Annotated in this window: 14 protein-coding genes and 1 CRISPR repeat array; of the genes, 5 read left to right on the top strand and 9 right to left on the bottom strand. The window is 31.6% G+C overall.

Annotated elements, in window-relative coordinates; all coding sequences use genetic code 11:
* Positions 1-37: 37 nt before the first annotated feature.
* The 3 genes from AWN65_RS01335 to tyrS all read right to left on the bottom strand — a co-directional run bounded on the left by AWN65_RS01335 (position 38) and on the right by tyrS (position 6,785).
* Complete coding sequence (locus AWN65_RS01335; protein WP_060381520.1) at positions 38-1,954, bottom strand: S9 family peptidase; 1,917 nt, start codon at positions 1,952-1,954, stop codon at positions 38-40.
* A gap of 94 nt (positions 1,955-2,048) precedes the next feature.
* Positions 2,049-5,273 (bottom strand): reprolysin-like metallopeptidase, encoded by a 3,225-nt coding sequence (locus tag AWN65_RS01340; protein WP_060381521.1) that lies wholly within the window; start codon positions 5,271-5,273, stop codon positions 2,049-2,051.
* 201 nt (positions 5,274-5,474) lie between these two features.
* On the bottom strand, positions 5,475-6,785 hold the full coding sequence (gene tyrS, locus AWN65_RS01345) for a tyrosine--tRNA ligase (protein WP_060381522.1): 1,311 nt from the start codon (positions 6,783-6,785) through the stop codon (positions 5,475-5,477).
* A 316-nt stretch (positions 6,786-7,101) separates the two neighbouring features.
* Here tyrS and cas9 point away from each other — a divergent pair, with 316 nt between their 5' ends.
* On the top strand, positions 7,102-11,562 hold the full coding sequence (gene cas9 / locus AWN65_RS01350; protein WP_060381523.1) for a type II CRISPR RNA-guided endonuclease Cas9: 4,461 nt from the start codon (positions 7,102-7,104) through the stop codon (positions 11,560-11,562).
* A gap of 199 nt (positions 11,563-11,761) precedes the next feature.
* A CRISPR array of direct repeats spans positions 11,762-14,088; the repeat unit is 36 nt; unit sequence GTTGTGGTTTGATTAAAGATTAGAAAACACGATATT.
* A gap of 106 nt (positions 14,089-14,194) precedes the next feature.
* Here the strand turns inward: cas9 and cas2 are convergent.
* Positions 14,195-14,524 carry a CRISPR-associated endonuclease Cas2 gene (cas2, locus tag AWN65_RS01355; protein WP_060381524.1) on the bottom strand — a complete coding sequence of 110 codons (330 nt, stop codon included), beginning with the start codon at positions 14,522-14,524 and terminating at the stop codon, positions 14,195-14,197.
* Positions 14,515-15,399: a type II CRISPR-associated endonuclease Cas1 gene (gene cas1, locus AWN65_RS01360; RefSeq protein ID WP_060381525.1), complete on the bottom strand. Its 885-nt coding sequence runs from the start codon at positions 15,397-15,399 to the stop codon at positions 14,515-14,517. Before cas1 ends, cas2 begins: the two co-directional genes overlap by 10 nt.
* A 154-nt stretch (positions 15,400-15,553) precedes the next feature.
* Here cas1 and AWN65_RS01365 point away from each other — a divergent pair, with 154 nt between their 5' ends.
* Positions 15,554-16,540, top strand: a complete 987-nt coding sequence (locus AWN65_RS01365; RefSeq protein WP_060381526.1) for an NAD-dependent epimerase/dehydratase family protein — start codon at positions 15,554-15,556, stop codon at positions 16,538-16,540.
* 770 nt (positions 16,541-17,310) lie between these two features.
* Here the strand turns inward: AWN65_RS01365 and AWN65_RS15120 are convergent.
* The 4 genes from AWN65_RS15120 to AWN65_RS01385 all read right to left on the bottom strand — a co-directional run bounded on the left by AWN65_RS15120 (position 17,311) and on the right by AWN65_RS01385 (position 21,324).
* The gene (locus AWN65_RS15120) at positions 17,311-18,672 is read right to left on the bottom strand and encodes a hypothetical protein (RefSeq protein WP_063744209.1); all 1,362 of its coding nucleotides are present in this window, start codon (positions 18,670-18,672) and stop codon (positions 17,311-17,313) included.
* A 175-nt stretch (positions 18,673-18,847) separates the two neighbouring features.
* Entirely contained in the window at positions 18,848-19,228 is a 381-nt protein-coding gene (locus AWN65_RS01375) for a DUF4296 domain-containing protein (protein WP_060381527.1), read from the bottom strand.
* Between the two features lie 18 nt (positions 19,229-19,246).
* Positions 19,247-20,584, bottom strand: a complete 1,338-nt coding sequence (locus AWN65_RS01380; protein ID WP_060381528.1) for a dihydroorotase — start codon at positions 20,582-20,584, stop codon at positions 19,247-19,249.
* A gap of 14 nt (positions 20,585-20,598) precedes the next feature.
* A complete protein-coding gene (locus AWN65_RS01385) occupies positions 20,599-21,324 on the bottom strand; it encodes a polyprenol monophosphomannose synthase (protein ID WP_060381529.1) in 726 nt (241 codons plus the stop codon).
* 102 nt (positions 21,325-21,426) lie between these two features.
* On the opposite strand from AWN65_RS01385, the gene AWN65_RS01390 reads away from it, so the two are divergent.
* The 3 genes from AWN65_RS01390 (at position 21,427) to AWN65_RS01400 (ending at position 23,942) form a co-directional block, all read left to right on the top strand.
* Complete coding sequence (locus AWN65_RS01390; protein WP_060381530.1) at positions 21,427-22,092, top strand: DUF4271 domain-containing protein; 666 nt, start codon at positions 21,427-21,429, stop codon at positions 22,090-22,092.
* A 32-nt stretch (positions 22,093-22,124) separates the two neighbouring features.
* The gene (locus tag AWN65_RS01395; protein WP_060381531.1) at positions 22,125-22,874 is read left to right on the top strand and encodes a uroporphyrinogen-III synthase; all 750 of its coding nucleotides are present in this window, start codon (positions 22,125-22,127) and stop codon (positions 22,872-22,874) included.
* Positions 22,875-23,189: 315 nt separating this feature from the next.
* Complete coding sequence (locus AWN65_RS01400) at positions 23,190-23,942, top strand: enoyl-CoA hydratase/isomerase family protein (RefSeq protein WP_060381532.1); 753 nt, start codon at positions 23,190-23,192, stop codon at positions 23,940-23,942.
* Positions 23,943-24,142 lie beyond the last annotated feature (200 nt).

A 24,142-nucleotide genomic window follows, 5' to 3' on the forward strand; every position in this document is an offset into this window, starting at 1 on the left:
AGCGGTAGTCTTGTTTTAGAGACTACCGCTTTTATTTTTATAGTGTTTCTTTAAGCCATTTAAAAAATTCGCGTTGCCATACCAATGCGTTTTGTGGTTTTAAAACCCAGTGGTTTTCTTCTGGAAAATGTAAAAAACGACTTTTTATTCCTTTTAATTGAGCTGCTTGAAAAGCTTCTTGACCTTGTCCTAACGGAACTCTATAGTCTTTTCCTCCTTGTATAATAAGAATAGAAGTAGTCCAGTTATTAATTAAATGAATTGGGTTAAAATCGTTGTACGTTTTTTGTGCAACAATGTTATTCTTTTCCCAATAAGCCCCTCCTGAATCCCAGTTTGTAAAGAACACTTCTTCTGTAGTTCCATACATACTTTGGGTGTTAAAGATACCACAATGTGAAATAAATGTTTTAAAACGATTGTTGTGAATTCCCGCTAAGTAAAATACTGAGTACCCACCATAGCTTGCACCTACAGCACCTAATCGGGTTTTGTCTACATAAGATTCTTTTGTTATATCGTCAATAGCTGATAAATAATCATCCATTACTTGACCACCCCAATCTTTGCTAATTTGTTCATTCCATTTTACACCATGACCAGGCATTCCTCTACGGTTTGGAGCAACTACTATATAGCCTTGTGATGCAATTGTTTGAAAATTCCAACGAAAAGAATAATATTGAGTTAAGGCACTTTGTGGTCCTCCTTGGCAGTATAATAGAGTAGGGTATTTTTTTGTAGCATCAAAATTTGGTGGAAGTATAATCCAAACCAACATTTTTTTACCATCTGTAGTGGTTACGTAACGTCTCTCTGTTTTACATAAATTTAAATTTTTATAAATTTCTGTATTAACATGAGTTATCTGATTCCAAGATTTGTTTTTTAAATGATAAGAATAAATTTCAGAAGCATGATTGATGTCATTTCTCATCAAAAGAATTTGATCAGGTGTAAAATCTATAATCTGCGTTATGTCAAAATCACCATTGGTAATTTGTTTAACTCCAATAGCTATTTTGGTCAATCCTGGAAAGTTTACTTCAAATAATTGCTTTGTGCCATCTATAGGAGCAATAAAATAGATTTTTTTTCCATCTTTACTCCATTTAAAACTCTCTACAGTTCCATCCCAGTTAGCAGTTAGGTTTATTTCAATTCCTTTATGTTTTACAATAATATCATTTTTATCAGCTTCGTAACCATCTTGTTTCATCTGTAGCCAAGTAAGATCACCGTTTGGTGAAAAATCAGGATGTGTGTCATAACCCGGATTATTAGGTGTAAGATTTACAGTTTGTTTAGTTTCAATATTATATTGGTATAAATCAGTGTTAGTACTGGTTGCATAAGCCGTTCCAGTCTTTTTTTTACAGACATAGATGATGTTTTTACTATCAGGAGACCAAATATAATCTTCATCACCACCAAATGGTTTTTGTGGAGCATCATAAGGTTCTCCTTCCATAATGTCTATAGCTGGAGCCAAACGTACATTAGGTGCAGGTACTCCGCCAAAGAAGACATGATTGTATGTGCCATCTCGCCAAGTATCCCAATGACGATAATCAAGACCGTCATAAACTTGAGCATCTGACAGAGATAATTCTGGGTAAAAATCTTTTCCTAATACAGGAGTTATTTTAACTTCTTTGTCAGAAAGTAAGTACATTCCATCAGGAGAAATGTTCTTGTTTTTTATCAATTCTGTGTACTCTTTAATTTCACTGGCATTACCACCTGTAATAGAAATGCTATAAAATTTACTAGTAGATTTGTTTTCCTCAATAGATGGGGTAGCTACTTTATAAATAATATTTTTTCCATCTTTTGATACTCCAAGAGGTGTTACACGACCTAATTTCCATAATAAATCAGGAGTCATGATGTTTTGTGCGATTCCAGAATTAATACTCATAAGCGTTACGCTTAATAGCGCTAGTTTTTTCATTTTTGATCTTTTTTGCTAAAATAATGATTTTATTAAAAAAAAAGCTATCTCTTAGAGATAGCTTTTTGGTTGGGGGTTGGGTTAATTATCAAAGTTATTCTTTGATAAAGCGTTTAGTAACAGTTGAATGCAAATCAGAAACTTCTAATATATAGTTTCCAGCTTTACAATTGGTTACATTGATTTGTTCATTGTTTATTTTTCCTTCTAAAACTATTTGTCCAACTAGGTTATATACTTTATACGTTGCCATTTCAGAAATACCTTTAATAGTAAGTATTTCGGAAGTTGGAATAGGGAATACAGTAATTTCAAAACCTGAGGCAATATTTTTTTGATTTTCTTTAGCACTCGAAGTAATGTTAATAGTGTAATCTTCTACTTGTCCATAAGAAAAAGTTTCACATGAAGTAGGAATTCCATTGTACTTCATAGATATTCTCATTCTAGTTGCTCCTAAAATTGCTGTTGCTGGAATTGTAAATGTACCAGAAACGGGTGTTGTAGTAGAAGGGGCTTTAGTCCAAACAGTTTCACCTGCATCTGTAAAATCACCATCTTGATTATAATCAATAAAAAGGGCATAGCCTTCAGGATAAGTTGTTGAGTTCCATGATGGAGTAATTGTTATCGTTTGAGTTGAGCTTCTTACTGCTGAAGTAGATAGAGTTGTAAAGTTTTCGTAACCAACAGTGCTAGTAGAAGTATTATTAATTGTTCCAATTACAACTTTTCCTATTTTTTCATCAGCAGTACTATTGCCTTTTGAAGTGCAATAAGTAAGTGTGTTAGATAGTGTAGTTACGCTAACAATATTACTTGCAATAGAAATATTACCCGCGGCATCTTTTGCTTTCACTGTAAAAGAATAGGTTGTAGAAGGGGTTAAGCCTGTTACGTTATAAGTTTTAGATGTAATGGAACCCAATAAAGTAGTTCCTTGATATATTTCATATCCTGTAACGCCTACATTGTCAGTATCACCATTCCAAGATAAGTTAGTAGAAGAAGTTGTTGTACCAGATGCACTTAATATTGGAGCAGTTGGAGCAGTTGTGTCAATTACATTAGCTAAAGTTGTTACGCTAACAACATTGCTTGCAATAGAAATATTACCCGCGGCATCTTTTGCTTTCACTGTAAAAGAATAGGTTGTAGAAGGGGTTAAGCCTGTTACGTTATAAGTTTTAGATGTAATGGAACCCAATAAAGTAGTTCCTTGATACACATCATATCCTATAACACCTACATTATCAGTGTCACCATTCCAAGATAAGTTAGTAGAAGAAGTTGTTGTGCCAGATGCGCTTAAGACAGGAGCTGTTGGTGGTATAGTATCAGATGTACTTAGGTTTACAGTAATATTTGCATTGTTAACATCAAAAAAGATATGATTTGATCCTTTAACCATAATTCGGCCTGTAGTAGTAGCAGTATTAGGTATTGTTATATTTTCGGATCCATCATTAGGTGTTCCTGCTAATAAAGTTGTCCAAGTTGCACCATTATTTGTTGACCATAAAATATCTACATTAGAGCAGTTAACACCATTTGCAGTGGTACCTGCTACGTTCCAAGTTATTAATTGAGAAGTGCCTCCTGTATAAGAAGTTTCGCTTCCTTGAGAAGTAATAGCAAAAGGACCAGCAGTTCCATTAACTGTTACGATCATATCATCAGAGTTGTTAGCACCACCACCAGCTCTGTTATCACGAACGGTAAAACGGAAATTCATAGTTCTAGCAATAGAAGGTAAAGCTTCTACTAAAATTTCAGAACCTTGTGTAGTAGTTGCTCCTGTTAGAATAGAAGCCATTTGAGGAAAATATCTCGAAGGAATTGTTGTAGGGGTATAAGATCTAAAAATAGGACCAGACACCTTGGTTGTACTAGCAGCAGAACTTGTTCCAGTTTGGGTTGAAGTAGCACTGTCAAATTGTTCCCAAATATAAGTTAAGACATCTCCATTAGCATCAGTTCCTGTACCAGTAAGAACAAACGGAGTGCTTTTTGGAATAGTAAAATCTAATCCAGCATTTGCAGTTGGAATAGCATTACCTGTTGGAGTGTTTACAGCGCACGCTTTTGTTTTTATATTGTTAGTAACTTGTTGAATGCTATAAGTGTGAAAATAAGCGTCAGAATGAGCTTGAACATCTTGTGGTGTAATGCCAGCATATCCCATAATTGTAGACCCAGAACCTGGCTCCATATTAGCTCCAGTTCTTTCTTTACTATGAGAGTGTGTATGATTAGCACCAAATTGATGCCCCATTTCATGCGCAACATAGTCAATATCAAAATTGTCTCCTTGTGGTATTCCATCACCAGGAGATGTATATCCAGAACCTTTGTTTTGATCGGTCGTGCTAGAAGTGTCATCTACACAAATACAGCCAATACAACCCGCGTTACCACCACCTCCAGAAGCACCAAATAAGTGTCCTATGTCATAAGCTCCATTGCCAATGGTATTGGTTAGGTTATTTTGTAACTCAGTATTCCATGCGCCTCCTGAACCTGTAGAAGCAACGGAATAAGGATCCGTAGAAGCATTTGTATAAATAAGTACATCATTATTTGCAATCAGGTTCATTCTGGTATTAAAATCTTTTTCAAAAACACCATTTACTCGAGTCATTGTGGCATTTATTGCAGCCAATGCTTGTGCTACGGTACCACCAAAATAAGTCGTGTATTCACCTGTTACGGATAATGCTAAACGAAAAGTTCTTAAAGTGCCATCATCTGCATTAGGGCGTAAATTAGTTCCAGAAACTTTAAAACTTGGTTCTATTTTATCAATTACTTTACATTCAAATGGTGATAAGTTTTCTTTTTTATCAGCTTTTTTATAAACAGAATAAGTCTTTAAATCTTTAGAATAAGGTTCAATGAATGAAGCTGATTTTCCAGCATTTAATGTCATAGACTTAAATCCTAAAGGAGACATACTAAAATAAGCAGTAGAAGTAGGATTGTCAATGCCAATTCCTATGTACGATCGGATTTGAGGATATTTAGCTTGTAAAGCAGCATCCATATTAGAGTTTTCGTAAACTTTAAATTTTTCTAACTTTCCTTCAGCATTTGGAAGTGAAATAACGGTTGCAGAACTAGAACGACCAAATCGGTTAGGAGATTTAGATAATTGTTTTCTGATCAAATCAATATTCAAGTCAAAAAGGTTCTTCTCAGGAAGTTGTGTTTTGTATTCTATTAGGGTTCTATGATTGGTATTGGTACGTTTCCATAAGCCATCTTGACCCAATACAACTCCTGTTGCCAATAAGGCAATTAAAAGTAATTTCTTTTTCATTTGGTTGGTTGGTGTTAATAATGGCTGCGAATATATTTATATTTTTTTAATAAAATGAAATAAATTATAATAAAATACGTTAAAAAAAATAGTTTAAAATAGGTAAAGTGCAATTTATTAGTGAAATACTTGTAAATATTTGTTTTTTTAAACAAAAAAAGCAGCTCGTTTAAAGCTGCTTTTTTGTGTTAAAATATATGTTTATTCAATTTTTATAACAAAATAATTCTTCTTGCCTCTTTGAAGTAAGACAAATTTATTATTAATAAGATCCTTTGTTTTAAGTATAAATTCCTCAGTTACTTTTTCTTTGTTGACAGAAATTGAATTTTCAGTCAATGCTCTACGTGCTTCACCGTTTGATTTTAAAAAACCTGTTTTAGTATTAAGTACATCTACAATATTGATTCCTTCCTCGATAGCTTCTCTTGAAATGGTTGCTTGAGGCACTCCTTCAAAAGCTTCTAAGAAAGTTTCTGAGTCTAATTTTTTTAAATCTTCAGAAGTAGAATTTCCAAATAACATATTAGAAGCAGCAATAGCTTTATCTAAAGCATCTTTATCATGTACAAAAATAGTTATTTCCTCTGCTAATTTGCGTTGTAAAACTCTTAAATGTGGAGCTTGACGATGTTCTTCAATTAAAGTTTCAATTGTGTCTTTATCTAAGAAAGTAAATATTTTAATGTACTTTTCTGCATCTGCATCTGTTGTATTAAGCCAAAATTGATAAAATTTGTAAACAGAGGTTTTGTCTGCTGTTAACCATATATTCCCTCCTTCTGTTTTTCCAAATTTTGATCCGTCTGCCTTGGTTATTAGAGGACAAGTTAAGGCATAGGCTTTAGCTCCTTCTTCTTCCGTATCTACATTCATTCTACGGATTAATTCAGTACCTGTAGTGATATTGCCCCATTGATCACTACCTCCCATTTGTAATTTACATCCGTATGTTTTGTATAAATGATAAAAATCATATCCTTGAATTAACTGATATGTAAATTCTGTAAAAGACATACCGTCACCTGTTTCTCCTGAAAGACGTTTTTTAACAGAATCTTTGGCCATCATATAGTTAACCGTAATTCGTTTTCCTACATTTCGAGCAAAATCTATGAAAGAAAAAGTTTTCATCCAATCATAATTATTTACTAATACAGGCGCGTTGTCATCGGTAGCATTAAAGTCAAGAAATTTAGATAAAACACCTTTAATCCCTTCTACATTTCTAGAAAGACTTTCCTCATCTAATAAATTGCGTTCGTTGCTTTTTCCTGAAGGATCACCAATCATTCCTGTAGCTCCTCCTACTAAAGCAAAAGGTTTATGACCAAAGTTTCGAAGATGAACTAATAAAATAATAGGAACTAAACTACCTATGTGTAGAGAATCTGATGTTGGGTCAAATCCTATATATGTTGCCGTGCTTTCTTTCAACAATTGTTCTTCTGTTCCTGGCATCATATCGTGTACCAGTCCACGCCATTGTAATTCAGCAATTATGTTTTTCATTATTTAAAAAATTTTTGCAAAGATAAGTTTTTAGTTTTTAGATTGTAAATCTCCTATACGACATTTTTAATAAGTCCAACAAGCCTTAAAATAAAGTAAATCAAAGAATTTGTAGTTCGTATAAATGGTAAATCCCACGGAGTACGCGGGATTTTAGACTTTCGTCTACGGCATATAGCCTTATTGTGATAAGATTAAAGATTAGAATAATTTTATCTGTTGCTAAGATAAAAAAAAAATCTAAAATAATTTTATTTTTTTAAACAAATGTTTTTTTATAAGTTTAGGCGTAAGCTAAACAACATAAAAAACTATTATGACAAAAATTTTAGGTCTCGATTTAGGGACTAATTCTATTGGATGGGCGATTAGAGAAGATGAAAACGAAGGAGTAAATCAAATTATAGATAAAGGAGTCAGAATTTTCTCTGAAGGAGTAAAATCTGAAAATGGAAAAGAAATATCCAGAGCTGCCGAAAGAACAGCCTACAGAAGTGCTCGTAAAATAAAATATCGTCGAAAATTAAGAAAATACGAAACTTTAAAAGTGCTCTCTGTTAATGGGATGTGTCCTCTATCTGTTGAAGAAGTGGAACAATGGAAAAAATCTGGTTTCAAAGAATATCCTCTAAATCCTGAATTTCTTAATTGGTTACGGACTAATGAAGATAAGAATATAAATCCTTATTTTTTTAGAGACAAAGCCAGTAAGCAAAAAGTTACTTTATTTGAGTTAGGAAGAGCCTTATACCATATAGCACAACGAAGAGGTTTTTTGAGTAATCGCTTAGATCAATCAGCCGAAGGTGTTTTTGAAGAACATAACCCGCAAATTCAAAATTTAATTGAAGATTTAGATAGTTCAAATACGATCTTAAACGAATTAAAAGAGTATTATATTAATCTTGGAATTATAGATGAGTCAGAGAAAAGTGGTTTTAAAAAGGATTTAGACGAAGGAGAAAAAAATCTAAAGAAATTATACACTTCATTAGTATCCATTACAAAAAAGAATGCTAATGATATTGAAACATGTAAACAAGAGCTTATTGCGCGTCTCAATAAAAAAGAAGATTTAGGCAAAGTAAAAGGAGAAATTAAAGATATTTCACAAGCAATGCTTGATGGAAATTTTAAAACCTTAGGTCAATATTTTTTTAGTTTATACAACAAAACAAGAATAAGAAACCAATACACTTCTCGTGAAGAACATTATTTAGAAGAGTTTATTATAATTTGTCAAACACAAGGAATTGAAGAGATCAATACAAATGAAAAATTACCCGAAAAAAAGTTTACGGGTTTAGCTAAAGATTTATACCGAGCTATTTTTTTTCAAAGACCTCTAAAATCGCAAAAGGGATTAATAGGAAAATGTTCCTTTGAAAAAAACAAATCTCGATGTGCTGTTTCGCATCCTGATTATGAAGAATTTAGAATGTGGTCGTATTTGAATACCATAAAAATAGGTACACAAAGCGAAAAGACATTACGTTTCTTAACCCTGGAAGAAAAATTAAAATTAGTTCCGAAATTTTACAGAAAAAATGACTTTAATTTTGAGGTTTTAGCCAAAGAACTGGTTGAAAAAGGAGCTAGTTTTGGCTATTACAAATCTTCTAAGAAAAATGAGTTTTTTTATTGGTTTAATTACAAACCTACAGATAGTGTTTCTGCTTGTGTAGTTTCTGCTTCACTGGAAAACGCAATAGGAAAAGACTGGAAAACTAAAACGTTCGAGTATCAAACTAGTAATACTAAAAAAGAAGAAGTCACAAAATCTGTAAATTACAAAGATCTTTGGCACTTACTTTCAGTAGCTACCTCAGATACGTATTTGTATGATTTTGCCATCGAAAAACTAAAACTAGAACCTAAAAACGCAAAAGCATTTAGCAAAACAAAACTTAAAAAAGACTTTGCAAGTCTTAGTTTGGCAGCTATTGCAAAAATATTACCTTATTTAAAACAAGGATTACTGTACTCGCATGCTGTGTTTATAGCAAATATTGAGAATATTGTAGATGCTGACATTTGGAAAGATAAGGAACAACAAAAATTTATTCAATCAAAAATAGTTGATTTAATAGATAATTATTTAGTAGAAAAAAGCAAGCTAGAAATTATTAACTGTTTATTGAAAATATATAATACAGAAGACATAGAGGGGCGAAAAGTGTATTATTCTAAAGAAGCTGAATCGCTTTTTGAGGCTGATTTGAGAAAAAAGCTTGTTCCATTTTATAAAGCAAACACTATTAGTGAGCAACAGGAACAAGAAATAATATTTAAAGATTTATTCCCTGTTTTAATCGAACAATTAAAAAAACAGGAATTCATTAAAATAGTTAGGTTAGATAAAAAAATTGAAGCTTTTCTTAAAGGCGAAAATGAAGAGGGACAAATATTTTGTAACTATCCTGAAAAATTTAAAAAACTCTATCATCCATCTGATATTGAAGTATTCAAAAAGAAAATTATCAAAGACGAATGGGGCAATGAAAAAGTAGTTTTAGGTAGTCCGCTTACCACTTCTATAAAAAACCCAATGGCAATGCGTGCTTTGCATCAATTACGTAAAGTTCTTAATACTTTAATACTAGATGGACAAATAGACGAGAAAACTCGTATCCATATAGAAATGGCAAGAGAATTAAATGATGCGAACAAGCGAAAAGGAATTCAGGATTTTCAAAAAGAAAGAGAAGAGTTATATAAAATTTATGAAGCTAAAATTAAAGAACTTTATCAAGTAAAAACAGGAAAAGAACTACTCCACGTTACCGATGAAGATTTACAAAAATTCGAATGGGCATTAGAACAAACTAAAGATGGAAGAATTATAACTAAAGAAGAACTAATAAAATACAAAATATGGGAAGAGCAAAATCATATTTGTATTTATACAGGCAAAACTATTAGTATCGATAGTTTTTTAGGGGGAAATCCAAAATTTGATATTGAGCATACTATTCCAAGAAGTATTTCCCAAGATAATTCTCTTATGAATAAAACACTATGTGATAAAGATTTTAACAGAAGTGTGAAAGGCAAAAAAATGCCTGTAGAATTATCAAACTACAATGAAATTTTACCGAGAATTGCGCATTGGAAAAAACAAGCAGAGGAACTAACTCGACAAATTGAAACCATTTCAAGATCCATAAAATCAGCAGCTACAAAAGTCGCAAAAGATAAAAACATAAGAAAAAGACATTACCTCACTTTAAAACGCGACTATATTCAGGGTAAATATGACCGATTTACATGGGGTGAACCTAAAGTAGGTTTTAAAAACAGTCAAATACCTGATACAGGTATTATAACTAAATATGCGCAAGCCTATTTAAAATCTTATTTTAAAAGAGTAGAAAGTGTAAAAGGTGGCGCAGTAGCCGAATTTAGAAAACTATGGGGTATACAAGAAAGTTTTATCGATGAAAACGGATTCAAACACTTCAAAGAAAAAGACAGAAGTAAACACACCCATCATACCATTGATGCGATTACCATTGCTTGCATGCCTAAAGATAAATACGACTTGTTAGCACACGCGTGGCGTTTAGAAGACGAACAAAATAAAAAAGCAGCAAAAGCTTTAATAGAACAAGCCAAGCCTTGGAAAACCTTTAAAGAAGATATAGAAAAAATAGAAGCCGAAATTTTAGTATCACATTTTACGCCAGATAACGTAAAAAAACAAGCTAAAAAGATTCTTCGTGTAAGAGGTAAAAAACAATACGTAGCCGAAATAGAAAGAAATGCAAATGGAAAAGCTATTCCTAAAAAGGATGCTAGTGGTAAAATAATTTATAAGCTTAACGAAAGAGGTAATAAAATACCCATACTACAACAGGGCGATACAATAAGAGGATCTTTACATCAAGACAGTATTTATGGTGCCATTAAAAACCCACTAAACACTAATGAAATTCGTTATGTAATTCGCAAAGATTTAGAAAGTTTAAAAGCAAATGATATAGAAAACATAGTCGATGAAAATGTAAAAGCAAAAGTAAAAGAAGCAGTAGCTAATAAAATTTTACTTATTTCATCTAACCCCCAACAAAAAAACAAATTTGCCGAAGGTAAAAATGTTTGGATGAACGAAGAGAAAAAAATACCAATTAACAAAGTTAGAATCTATGCTAATTCTGTTAAAAACCCTATAGAAATTAAAAAACATAGTACTTTATCAAAATCAAAACACGAACACAAACAAACTGTGTACGGACAAAACGATGAAAATTATGCTATGGCTTTATATGAACTTGATGGAAAGCGAGAATTTGAATTAATCAATAATTTTAATTTAGCAAAACTTCTCAAACAAGGTCAAGGTTACTATCCGTTACATAAAGAAAAAGAAATAAAAGGTAAAAAAGTTTTAATACCCATTGAGAAAAGAAACAATAGAGATGTAGTTTTAAAAAGAGGTCAACAGGTAGTCTTTTACGATAAAACAGTTGAAAATTCTAAAGATATTTCAGAAATAGTAGATTTTAGAGGAAGAGTATATTTAATTGAAGGATTGACAATACAAAGACAAAAAGACAAAAAAACTGGTAAGGTCAATGAATATGGCATCATTCAACTTAGATATTTTAAAGAAGCTAGAAAATCAGAAGAAATTAGCAAAGACAGCTTCAAACCTGATGGAGAGTTCAAAATCAATGAAAACAAACCAACTAGAAAAATGAATCACAATCAATTTACAGCATTTGTGGAAGGAATTGATTTTAAAGTTTTACCCTCGGGAAAATTTCAAAAAATATAAAAAAACAATCACAGAAGTAATCCTCTAGGAATCAACTTCGAATTAAAAGTTCTTTGACATAAAAAAGTAAAAATCTTAACAAAATTAGAATTGTAATTCCTCAAACCATATAGACTTTCACTCTTTGTTGGTGATTTTAAAAGTTTGAGAATAATTTCATTTAAAAACACAAGTTTATATTTGTCATTGGTGTGTTTGTGATTATAATTGATTAAAGATTAGAAAACACGATATTTATAAAAGTTTAGTGTTTGTTTAGTGCAAGTTGTGGTTTGATTAAAGATTAGAAAACACGATATTCTATCCTACCTATTGGACGGCGGTACTCATGTTGTGGTTTGATTAAAGATTAGAAAACACGATATTCCGTTTCAAAACATTAGTCATCGTAAGTTGGTTTACAAACACCAAGTTAATATTTATTATAGGTGTGTTTGTGAATCTCCCTCTGGTCGATTTGATTAAAGATTAGAAAACACGATATTCCTTCGAACAAAAAGGAAAGTCAGGTAAGTGTTGTGGTTTGATTAAAGATTAGAAAACACGATATTGCTTTGAATTTGGTTTAAAGGGTATGCCTGGTTGTGGTTTGATTAAAGATTAGAAAACACGATATTATTGAAAGCTGAACTGGATGGTGAATTTATGTTGTGGTTTGATTAAAGATTAGAAAACACGATATTACTAAAACCTTGTACCACATTGCTCATAATGTTGTGGTTTGATTAAAGATTAGAAAACACGATATTCGAGAAAAGGGATGCTTACCTGTTGTGGTTGTTGTGGTTTGATTAAAGATTAGAAAACACGATATTGATTGAGCTATGAGTAGTTGCGATATATTAGTTGTGGTTTGATTAAAGATTAGAAAACACGATATTCTGTTTAAATCAAACGGTTCCTGTTTATAAGTTGTGGTTTGATTAAAGATTAGAAAACACGATATTAGTCAAGTTGGTGTTAAGTTTGACATTGAAGTTGTGGTTTGATTAAAGATTAGAAAACACGATATTAAACACTTGGTTATAATGGTGGGGTTAGAGTTGTGGTTTGATTAAAGATTAGAAAACACGATATTTTTGTTTGTCCAAACATTTGGCTTAATGCAGTTGTGGTTTGATTAAAGATTAGAAAACACGATATTCGACTTTCTTCTTTCGCTCCATCTTCTTCGTTGTGGTTTGATTAAAGATTAGAAAACACGATATTAATGTAAAGATTATCTAAAAAAACTTATACGTTGTGGTTTGATTAAAGATTAGAAAACACGATATTAAGTATGTGAATTCACCGCAAACGGCTTTGGTTGTGGTTTGATTAAAGATTAGAAAACACGATATTTTTTGAGCCAATATTAATAACAGAAGAATGGTTGTGGTTTGATTAAAGATTAGAAAACACGATATTGACGACCTTGTTTATTATGTTAGCAAACATGTTGTGGTTTGATTAAAGATTAGAAAACACGATATTCACAGCCAGCACATTATAAACAGGACTTTTGTTGTGGTTTGATTAAAGATTAGAAAACACGATATTATGGTTATAAACATGATGTTGAAGAGGCGGTTGTGGTTTGATTAAAGATTAGAAAACACGATATTATTCATCGTTTCCACAATTTGGGCATGTTAGTTGTGGTTTGATTAAAGATTAGAAAACACGATATTAAAAATAATTTCACAATCTCAGGGAATGGGTTGTGGTTTGATTAAAGATTAGAAAACACGATATTGATAAAGGAGGAATTATAATACCACCACATGTTGTGGTTTGATTAAAGATTAGAAAACACGATATTCATTAGAAAGTATGATAGTTAAGGATTATGGTTGTGGTTTGATTAAAGATTAGAAAACACGATATTCTAATATTAGTAATGATACTAAAATGGATCGTTGTGGTTTGATTAAAGATTAGAAAACACGATATTTGGTTCGAGTGATTGGATAAAAACAAGTAAGTTGTGGTTTGATTAAAGATTAGAAAACACGATATTATTTTGTTTTGAAGTTGTTGTTTAGTTCGGTTGTGGTTTGATTAAAGATTAGAAAACACGATATTCCCAATACCTCACAAACTAATACTACGTTAGTTGTGGTTTGATTAAAGATTAGAAAACACGATATTACCAGGTTTGTTATTCAATAGCGAAATTGAGTTGTGGTTTGATTAAAGATTAGAAAACACGATATTAACTGTAATCACGAACCATTACGCCATTATGTTGTGGTTTGATTAAAGATTAGAAAACACGATATTTTCTATCCATGCGTCTTTTGTTGCATCCGTGTTGTGGTTTGATTAAAGATTAGAAAACACGATATTTAACGGGCGTTTCGAAGTTCAAAACGATAAGTTGTGGTTTGATTAAAGATTAGAAAACACGATATTTATGCAGAGGTGTTCATTAGACAAAAGTGGGTTGTGGTTTGATTAAAGATTAGAAAACACGATATTAATTGATAAGTTTGCGAGTAGCAATCAAAGGTTGTGGTTTGATTAAAGATTAGAAAACACGATATTAGTTGATGTTTTATCTTCTAATTATCAAATGGTTAAGTTTTGATATCGTTAAAAAAAATGCTTCTTTTTTGGGGTGCTATGCCAAAATTGAAGCATTTTTTTATTCCTAAAATAATTCAAGTTGAGTGGGTTGAGGTCCCGAAGGAATTTCTACTTTTCCCCAGAAATTTTGTATATTCCCAAATTGCTTGTCTGTAATTCGTAATATACTTACTTTTCCTGAAGGAGGTAGGAGTTTTTGTACACGTTTTTCATGTACATCAGCACTTTCGCTACTCGCGCAATGTCGTATATACACCGAGTATTGCATCATACTGAATCCATCTTTCAAAAGTTGGTTCCGAAAGCCAGAAGCATTTTTTCGGTCTTTTTTAGTATCAGTAGGCAAATCAAAAAATACAAACAACCACATGATTCGATACCCGTTTAAATCCATAATTTTGGGTATTTTATCTTTTTGCGCTCCCCAGCAAAACATTGCTGCAACGAACTAGCCGTTTTTTGTAAACCTACCATCAAAGGACTTTTCTCATCCTTAAAATAAACCGTTCGGGTGAGTAATTGCAGGAGTTCGGCTTTGATAGCCGTGTTTAGTTCTTGCTCCTCGTAAGTTTGTACCAATTCATATACTTTTTCGTCTACTATAGGTCTAAAAGGTTCCATAATATCATCGGCTAAAGCAAACGCATTGTATTTACTCTTATGATGAATACCCAGTGTGTTGAGTAAACCACTCCCCGATAATGCACGAGCAGTAGCTGCCCTTAATATAGCATAACCATAATTTAAAAAAGGGTTAGGATAATTCCCGTATCGTTCCCTTTTAAAATCCATCTCAAAAAAATCTTTCCAATACTGACCAGCCGCCACTCCCTCCATATTACTGCTGTCTCCGCTTAATACTTTTGAAGCTAAAAAAGGAAAGACGTTTTTATTCCCTTTTATTTTTTCTAATAAAAGCCCTTGATTTGTAATTTTTTCAATAATAGTTTGTTGCCATAACTGTTTTTTTAAAGGAATACTAGCATCTATTTGAAATCTGAAAATTTCTTGTTGAATATGGTGGCTCTCTAAATTTAAAAACATTCCGTTTGGAAGATGATTTTTATTGCAAATAATTACTGCTGAATTATGTTCTATTAACAAATTCATAGCAGGAATACTTATGTATATTTCGGGATTATCAAGGATAATAAAACCTATATCTTCTACAGGTATAGCGTTTTCTCTTTCTTCTGTCTTAATATGTAACTGATTGTTTTTTGTAACAATAGAACATTTGTTTTCTATAAGTACGGTTTTTTTTAGCATAGTTAATGTTTGTTATTTATAACAATTTACTAACTAAAAAAAAATAAAAAAGATGAAATCGTTTAACGACTCTTATTAAACGATAATATGTATAAAAGCGTTTTAAGATAATGAAAATAGGTAATATAATTCTAATCTTTTTTATATTTGAGCCATGATTTTAGTTACAGGAGCAACAGGATTGGTAGGTTCACACTTAATCTTGAAATTAATCAATTCAGGAGAAAAAGTAAAAGCGTTATTTCGTACAGAAAAAAACAAAGAAAAAGTAAAAAAAGTATTTGAACATTATAAAAAAGAAGATCAGTTTGATAAAATAAATTGGGTCTTAGGAGATATACTAGATGTACCCTCTTTAGAATTTGCATTTCAAGATATTGTACAGGTTTACCATTGTGCAGCTTTAGTATCCTTCGAACCCAAAGAAGAAGAAAAATTAAGAAGAGTAAATATTGAAGGAACAGCTAATGTAGTTAATTTGTCTGTTGATTTTGGAGTTCAAAAATTATGCTATGTAAGTTCTATTGCTGCCTTAGGAGATCTAAAGGAATACGAACATAAAATAACAGAAGAAACAGAGTGGAATCCTGAGTTACCTCACAGTGATTACGCTATCTCTAAATATGGAGCAGAAATGGAAGTTTGGCGAGCTTACCAAGAAGGATTGCCTGTAGTAATTGTTAATCCAGGAGTTGTTTTAGGCCCCTTGTTCTGGAGAGAAGGAAGCGGTGATATTTATAATAAAGTAGCTTCTCAAATTCCTTTTTATACAAAAGGAGGAACCGGCTTTGTATCAGTAGATGATTTAGTTTGTATCATGAAAAAACTAATGAAAAGCCCCATCGTCGGGCAACGTTTTATTGTAGTATCACAAACCATATCATACCAAGAAGTAACAAATCTTATAGCAAAAAAATTAAATGTTAAGAAACCAACCATTTTAATACGGTCTTATGCACTAAGATTGGCATATACTTTTGATTGGTTTTTAGGATTATTTGGTAAAACCAGAGTTTTATCCAAAGATATGATTCGTACTTTACAAACGATGGATAATTATGATCATTCTAAAATAAAAGAAACCCTTAAATTTGAATTTAAAACAATACAAGATTACTTAAACCAAGATTGTGTATTGTAAAGTTCAGTATAGATAAAAGAATTTTAAATCTAAAAAGAAATTTGTCTTCTGTGCTCTCAATCTAAAGAGATAAAATTTTGCTTACAAAAAAAATCAGGTTCTTGTCATCCCGACATTAGGAGAGATCACAAACATAACCTTTTTAAATTCTCATGATGCTATTCCTCTTTTATCAAGTGGTTTTGGTTTTGATTATGTGATACCTCCTTACGTAGTGACAAACAAGAGACTAAAAATAGAACCAAAAAGAGTCTTCGTTGAATCAAAAAGGGTATTATTTTAATCTAAAAGAGTTTTCGTTGAACCTAATACCATTTAAACTTTGAAATTTCCTCATAATACTGATTATGAGACTCCTCCTTGTGTTGGAGTGATAAAAAGCATGTTGATTTAGGTATTATTTTACAAAAACAATAAAAATCATCATTGGTTCTCGATGTGCTTCACGCTCGAACTAACGATGATTTCAATTATATACTTAACCGTCCGTTTGAGTTGTTTTTAAAATGAAAAAAACATATCAAGAACTTTATTTTCTAATCCAGTATATTTTAAGTTTAAATGGTATTATTCGTGATATTTTTGAAATAATAAAATTATTTAGGCACATTCAGAAGTAACCTCACTTTTGTAAAAAAATAAAACAATGACCCATTTTGATTTACAAATTTGGGTCATTTTTGTTTTTTAAAGGATTCAAATGTTTAAAAATAGGTTTTTGGGTCGCAACACGACGCACGTTCCCCTATGATGCTGGTCTTACATTTTTTTTATGCTACTAAAGTTTGCTGTTGTAGATAAATCCGTCTCCCTATTTCTAATGCATTGGCTGTGTGAATGCCAAAGAAAATCCAAAGGATCTCACTTTTTTGGGTTTTGGCTTTGATTTTCTTGAGATGGTAATGTTCCTTCTCCTTGCCAAAACTTCCTTCTAGTCGAGTAGCTCGTTCTTTCTTGATGTGTTGCGCTAAAATTTTGCGTTGTTCTTCATTTTTTCCAGCTTTTCCTTTACGTACAAAATCGGTTTGGATAGTATTGGTAGACGTGAAGGTTCGATTTTTATTGGTAGCATAAATGGCATCGGCTCCAAGTATTTTTACTTTTGTTTTAGTTAAATTCTGAGCGCAAAAAACACTGCTTTGCAGACGAGTTCCTTCGTTGAAAGCTCGATATTGAATGTGTTCGATGAAGTTAATGCCATCGATTTGAATTTTGTTTACTTTGGCTCCAAATTCAACTTGCTTTACTTCTTTCCCGCGAACAATTGGGCGGATATAACTTTTGCTAATACTTACAATCCTGTCTGGAACACTTTTACCAGTTTTAAATATCTGAATTTGTTGTTTGTATACTTGTTTGATAATCAGGCGCTGTTTGCTATATTTTGTAGTGGCTTCAAACGGATTTTGTGCTTCAATACGGCTAAGTTCGCCATTGAGTTTGTATAATAATTTAAGTAAACCTCGGGTAACTTTTGTGCGATGTTTTGATTGTTTTTTTCTCTTTTTTGAATATTGATTGTATCGCTTACACCAATCTAAATATTTAGTTCTTGGTAGTTTTATTTTAAACAAATGACACAAAGCTTCCATTTGCTTATAATTCCACTGTACACACTCCCAAAGCAATTTCTGGTTCGTAGGAAAGCGCACTTCACTCTCGTAACAAGTAGCATCCGTAAGCATTTTATCTAAATCTCCCATATAAGGAATCCAGTTCTTAGCTAGTACTTCTTGAGCTTTGCCAATGGTTAAAGTCTTGGATAGCTCCATTCTGATTTGACTCACGATTTTAAAGTTTTTCAAAGGTTTATCAATCGGAATCAGAATATCACAAAAAAATTGCATAAAGATATTTCCATTGAGAAGTTCAATCAACTTTTTATCCGAACAACCGTAGTAGTTTTTAAGCATCATCAGAGCAATTTTGCCTTTAGGACTAAAATAACAATGAGTCCCTTTTTGAGAATCTTTCAGTTTGAAGGCTTGAGCAAGCTCTGAAAAAGGCATCGAAAGATAAATTTTACCCAAATCTGTTTTTAAAAATTGGGCGTAAAAACCATCAAAATCTTTATTGATAGTAAAAAATGGAATTTGGTATTGAAATTCGCTTAAACGTATTATTTTTGGCATAGCATTTAAAGAAAAACCCCGTTTTTGACTCTTTTTGAGCAATTTCGGGGTTTGTTTCTTCTAAAATAACACTTATTTTGTTGATATGCAAGTGTTTGGGTAATTATGAATGTGCCTATTTATTGAAATTTTCATTATAAAAAGACCTGATAAACTTCAATCATTTTATCTATAATTATTCTGCTTTTTTTAGTTTTTCTTTTTTCAATTCAGCTTGTCGTAGTTTTTCAGTTTTGATTTTTTCAGTTTTGATTTTTTCGATAACACGATCATATATTTTTTTATAGTTTGCAATATCATAAGAGTAGTATTTATTACTATTTACAAGTTGTAAACTGTCTATATGATATTTTTTATAAACGTATTTTTTGGGATCAATCTGATTCGTTGGAAGTAATTTGGCATCATGCCCCTTAATTGCTTGAATCAATGCCAAATCATATAATATTTTTTCCATAGTTGCTTCATCTATCAGATTATCAGGTTTTTCAGGAGTGTTGAATTTCTGACAAGACAGAGAAAATAAAATTAAAAAAAAGCAAGCTATTTTGTTCATATTATAAGAGTCTTTTATTTACCGGTTAAATTCTAGTCGCATTCCTTCTTGAAGATCTTTGACTTGGTTGTTTTCATATACTAAATTACCATTTACAAAAGTATGTGTAATTTTTGATTTAAAAGTATAATTTTCAAAAGGTGACCAACCGCATTGGTACAGAATGTTGTCTTTAGAAACCGTCCAAGGAGAATTTGTATTAATAATGGCTAAATCAGCATAATACCCTTTTTTAATAAAACCACGACGATCTATCTGAAATAATTTAGCTGGATTATGAGCCATTTTTTCAACAATTCGTTCAATAGAAATTTTACCTTGATGAAAAGCTTCAAATAATGCTACTACAGCATGTTGTACAAGAGGACCGCCAGAAGGAGCACTTGTGTAAGGTTTTTGTTTTTCTTCCTGTGTATGAGGTGCGTGATCTGTGGCAATTACATCAATTCGGTTATCTAATAAAGCTTCCCACAAAGCGTTTTTGTCTGTTTCTGTTTTTACGGCAGGATTCCATTTAATTAGGGTGCCTTTATCCGCATAATCTTTATCAGTAAACCATAAGTGATGTACGCAAACTTCGGCGGTTATTTTTTTGTTTTCTAACGGAATTGAATTGTCTAGTAAACTCATTTCTTTGGCCGTAGAAAGATGAAAAATATGCAAACGAGCACCAGTTTTTTTAGCCAATTCTATAGCTTTAGATGAAGAAATATAACAAGCTTCTTCACTTCTTATTAAATGATGACAATCTATAGGAATATTATCACCGTATTTTTCTTTATAATCAGCTAAATTATTCTGAATAGTTGTTTCGTCTTCACAATGCACACAAATAATCATATTCGTATGGCTAAAGATTTTTTCGAGTACTTCTTCACGATCTACTAACATATTACCAGTGGAAGAGCCTAAGAAAATTTTAATAGCTGCTACATTACGTGGATTGGTTTTGAGAACTTCTTCTAAATTATCATTAGTAGCTCCCATCATAAAGGAGTAGTTGGCATAAGAAGTTTTAGAGGCTATTTCGTATTTTTGTTCTAACAATTCCTGTGTTACCGCGTTAGGTACGGTATTAGGTTGTTCCATAAAACTAGTTATGCCTCCTGCTATAGCGGCTCTAGATTCAGATGCTATAGTACCTTTGTGGGTTAGACCAGGCTCACGAAAATGTACTTGATCATCTATAGCCCCAGGAATTAAATAGTTATTTTGAGCATCAATGATCTCAAAATCTTTTAAGGGCGTAATGTGTTCAGCGATGTCTATGATAAACTTGTTTTCAATTAAAACATCTCCTTTAAAAATATGACCTTCGTTTACTATCTGAGCGTTTTTAATTAAAATAGTTTTCATAATGTGTTGTGTTTTTATAATAAATTAAACATCTTGCGAACTCGCAACATAATTACGCCAAAAATAGCTTCTCGTATGATAGCGCCACTCATCTTAGATTCGCCTTTTGTACGATCTGTAAAGATAATAGGTACTTCAATAATTTTAAAATGATTAGCAAAAGTTCTGTATTTCATTTCTATCTGAAAAGCATATCCCGTAAACTTTAATTGGTTTAGATTTATTTTTTCTAATACTTGACGTTGATAGCATATAAAACCAGCAGTGGCATCCTGAATTTGCATGCCCGTAATCAATCGAACGTAGACAGAAGCAAAATAAGATAGTAAAACACGATTTAAAGGCCAATTAACTACGTTTACGCCCGTAATATAACGAGAGCCAATAGACATCCCCGCATTTTGTGTTTTGCAAGCCTCGTAAAGCTTTGTAAGATCATTAGGATTATGCGAAAAATCAGCGTCCATTTCAAAAATATAATCATAATGATGTTGTATAGCCCACTTAAAACCATGCACATAAGCTGTTCCTAATCCCGCTTTTCCTTGTCTTTTTTCAAGATGTAATGCTTTTGGGTATTCTTTTTGTAATTCAATTACCCGATCTGCAGTGCCATCAGGAGAGTTATCATCGACAATTAAAACATCAAATTTTTTAGGTAGAGCAAAAACAGCTCTAATAATAGCATCAATATTTTCTATTTCGTTGTAAGTAGGTATGATAACGATAGAGTCCTGCATAAATTTACTGAATTGTGCTGCAAAAATAATCTTTTTAAATTATGAGACTCCTAAATTATCTATAATTCGATGAAGGGAATGAAAAATTTGTAATTTTGTACTATGAATAACTATGAGTTAATTCCTCGAATTGTAGAGAATAAAAATTGGATTACTATAGTTTTTATTGTAGCTATAGGAGTGGTAACGATTACTAAGGCCGTTTTTGAAAAACGCTTTACTGATTTTGTTAGATTATTGTTTAATAATAAGTATATAAAAGTTTATAAGGATCCGAGTAACTTAATGACTTGGTTTACAATCTTATTGTTTTTTGTGCAATTAATTTCATTTTCCTTTTTTATTCAGTTAGTTTTGTCTTATTACGGTTATACAACAAAGACTAATTGGGTAAGCTTTATACAAATTATAACTTTTTTAACATTTTTTGTTCTGTCAAAATATTTGATAGAAAAAATTATAGCAACTTCATTTGATACAGAGTCGTTTATAGAGCAGTTTAATCTCTTTAAAGTGAGTTATAGAACTTATTTAGGTATTTTGCTGTTACCTGTTGATATGGTATTATATTATACTAATTCAATAAATCAATATGTTATTCTTGGAGTTTTAGTTATAATTTTAATAATAAATGCAGTAACATATCTTGTGTCATTGCGAAATTATCAAAATTTACTTTTAAGGAAGTTGTTTTATTTTATTTTGTATATTTGCGCCCTGGAAATTGCACCTTATTTTTTTATGTATTACTACATTACAAATAGGTAAAGCATAATTGTACAAAACAACATTTTTTGACTATGAAAGTGAAAACGATTTTAGTATCGCAACCTGAGCCAAAAGTTGAGAACTCGCCTTATTTTGATTTACAAAATAAGCATAAAATAAAAGTTGATTTTAGACCCTTTATTCATGTAGAAGGAGTGCCTGCTAAGGAGGTTCGCGCTCAAAAAATTGATTTGAATAATTATACAGCGATTATCTTAACTAGTAAGAATTCTGTAGATCATTTTTTTAGAGTGGCAGAGGAAATGCGTTATAAGATTCCTGAAGATTTGCGTTATTTTTGTCAGTCAGAGGCAGTAGCTTACTATTTACAAAAATATGTGGTTTACAGAAAAAGGAAAATTTATGTAGGACAAAAGGAATTTGCAGATATGTCTTCTTTCTTTAAAAAGTATAAAGATGAAAAGTTTTTGCTCCCTGCGTCTGACAAATTAAATGCAGATGTGCCTCAAACCTTAAATAATTTAAAATTAGATTGGACTCCAGGTACTTTTTACAGAACAGTAATGAGTGATTTATCAGATCTAAAAGATGTGTATTACGATGTATTAGCCTTTTTTAGTCCAACAGGTATTCAGTCATTGTTTAAAAATTTTCCTGATTTTAAACAAAATGAGACACGTATAGCGGTATTTGGAAGTACAACCCAAAAAGAGGCTATTGATCATGGCTTACGTATAGACATCATGGCACCAGCTCCAGGAGTACCTTCTATGACGATGGCACTTGAGAAATATGTAGCTGAAGTAAATAAAGGTAAATAATTTTTGTATCTATATTCTTAAATCCCGATTTTATCGGGATTTTTTTTTAAACAAAATTGAGCGCGTTTGAAAAGTCAAAAATAGATGTTTAGCCTGCCTCTTCAATGATAGGAGAAACATGATTAAGGTTATGCAATTTTTTCGTCTATTTACTTCGTTTGAGCTTCCTTATGGTTGAAATCAATCAATCACGACCTTTTCGGACAGTTTCTTTTGTAACAAAATTAGAAGTAAAATTACTAATGAAAGAGGATTTTGTTAGTACCTTGTTAATAAATAAAAAAAACTATTTGATTTATAATAAAAAATTAAAATATGAAAGGATTCATTAATACCATTATAAAAGATAAAATTGCAAGAATTACTTTTTCACATCCTGCCAGTAATTCATTTCCAAGCGAACAATTAAAATTATTAACAGAAGAAATTTTTGCAATTAGTAAAAACAAAGAAGTTGGGGTGGTTGTTTTACAAAGTGAAGGAAGAGGGGCTTTTTGTGCAGGAGCTTCTTTTGATGAGTTACTAGAAGTAAATGATTTAGAAACAGGAAAAGCTTTTTTTAGTGGTTTTGCAAATGTTATTAACGCTATGAGAAAATGCGAAAAAATAATCATAGGGAGAGTTCAAGGTAAAACAGTTGGAGGAGGAGTAGGTCTTGTGTCTGCTTGCGATTATACTTTTGCCACCCATGCTGCAGCTATAAAATTATCTGAAATAGCCATAGGTATAGGTCCTTTTGTAATAGAACCAGCTGTTTCAAGAAAAATTGGTAAATCAGCTATGACAGAAATGACGCTTTCACCTACAGAGTGGAAAAGTGCAGAGTGGGGATTTCAACATAAATTGTATTCTAAATTGTTTGAAGATGTAGAAACTATGGATCAAACATTGAATGAATTTACTCAACAATTAGCAAGCTATAATCCAGAGGCTTTATTAGAATTTAAAAAAGTCTTATGGGAAGGAACAAGTCATTGGGATGAATTGTTGTATGATCGTGCGGCTGTCTCTGGAAAACTAGTTTTGTCTGATTTTACAAAAAATGCGTTGAATGCTTTTAAGAAATAAAGTAAACGAAATCATGTTGCTAATACATATAATATTGTTATTATGGTAATAAAGGATTGTGTTTTATAAAAGGATTATTTTAAGAAGATTGTTTAAATTTTGGATTACGTATTAGAATTTTGTTACAGATAAAAAGGATCATAAATCTATAAAATAGGTTTTATTTTGTTCTCAATATAACAAAGTTATAACTACAAAAA

The organism is Flavobacterium covae, from assembly GCF_001534645.1.
Taxonomy (GTDB): Bacteria; Bacteroidota; Bacteroidia; order Flavobacteriales; family Flavobacteriaceae; genus Flavobacterium; species Flavobacterium covae.

Excerpts from the sequence above, each read along its gene's own strand:
- AWN65_RS01335 (WP_060381520.1), bottom strand. The coding sequence starts at position 1,954 with ATGAAAAAACTAGCGCTATTAAGCGTAACGCTTATGAGTATTAATTCT.
- AWN65_RS01340 (WP_060381521.1), bottom strand. The coding sequence starts at position 5,273 with ATGAAAAAGAAATTACTTTTAATTGCCTTATTGGCAACAGGAGTTGTA.
- tyrS (WP_060381522.1), bottom strand. The coding sequence starts at position 6,785 with ATGAAAAACATAATTGCTGAATTACAATGGCGTGGACTGGTACACGAT.
- cas9 (WP_060381523.1), top strand. The coding sequence starts at position 7,102 with ATGACAAAAATTTTAGGTCTCGATTTAGGGACTAATTCTATTGGATGG.
- cas2 (WP_060381524.1), bottom strand. The coding sequence starts at position 14,524 with ATGGATTTAAACGGGTATCGAATCATGTGGTTGTTTGTATTTTTTGAT.
- cas1 (WP_060381525.1), bottom strand. The coding sequence starts at position 15,399 with ATGCTAAAAAAAACCGTACTTATAGAAAACAAATGTTCTATTGTTACA.
- AWN65_RS01365 (WP_060381526.1), top strand. The coding sequence starts at position 15,554 with ATGATTTTAGTTACAGGAGCAACAGGATTGGTAGGTTCACACTTAATC.
- AWN65_RS15120 (WP_063744209.1), bottom strand. The coding sequence starts at position 18,672 with ATGCCAAAAATAATACGTTTAAGCGAATTTCAATACCAAATTCCATTT.
- AWN65_RS01375 (WP_060381527.1), bottom strand. The coding sequence starts at position 19,228 with ATGAACAAAATAGCTTGCTTTTTTTTAATTTTATTTTCTCTGTCTTGT.
- AWN65_RS01380 (WP_060381528.1), bottom strand. The coding sequence starts at position 20,584 with ATGAAAACTATTTTAATTAAAAACGCTCAGATAGTAAACGAAGGTCAT.
- AWN65_RS01385 (WP_060381529.1), bottom strand. The coding sequence starts at position 21,324 with ATGCAGGACTCTATCGTTATCATACCTACTTACAACGAAATAGAAAAT.
- AWN65_RS01390 (WP_060381530.1), top strand. The coding sequence starts at position 21,427 with ATGAATAACTATGAGTTAATTCCTCGAATTGTAGAGAATAAAAATTGG.
- AWN65_RS01395 (WP_060381531.1), top strand. The coding sequence starts at position 22,125 with ATGAAAGTGAAAACGATTTTAGTATCGCAACCTGAGCCAAAAGTTGAG.
- AWN65_RS01400 (WP_060381532.1), top strand. The coding sequence starts at position 23,190 with ATGAAAGGATTCATTAATACCATTATAAAAGATAAAATTGCAAGAATT.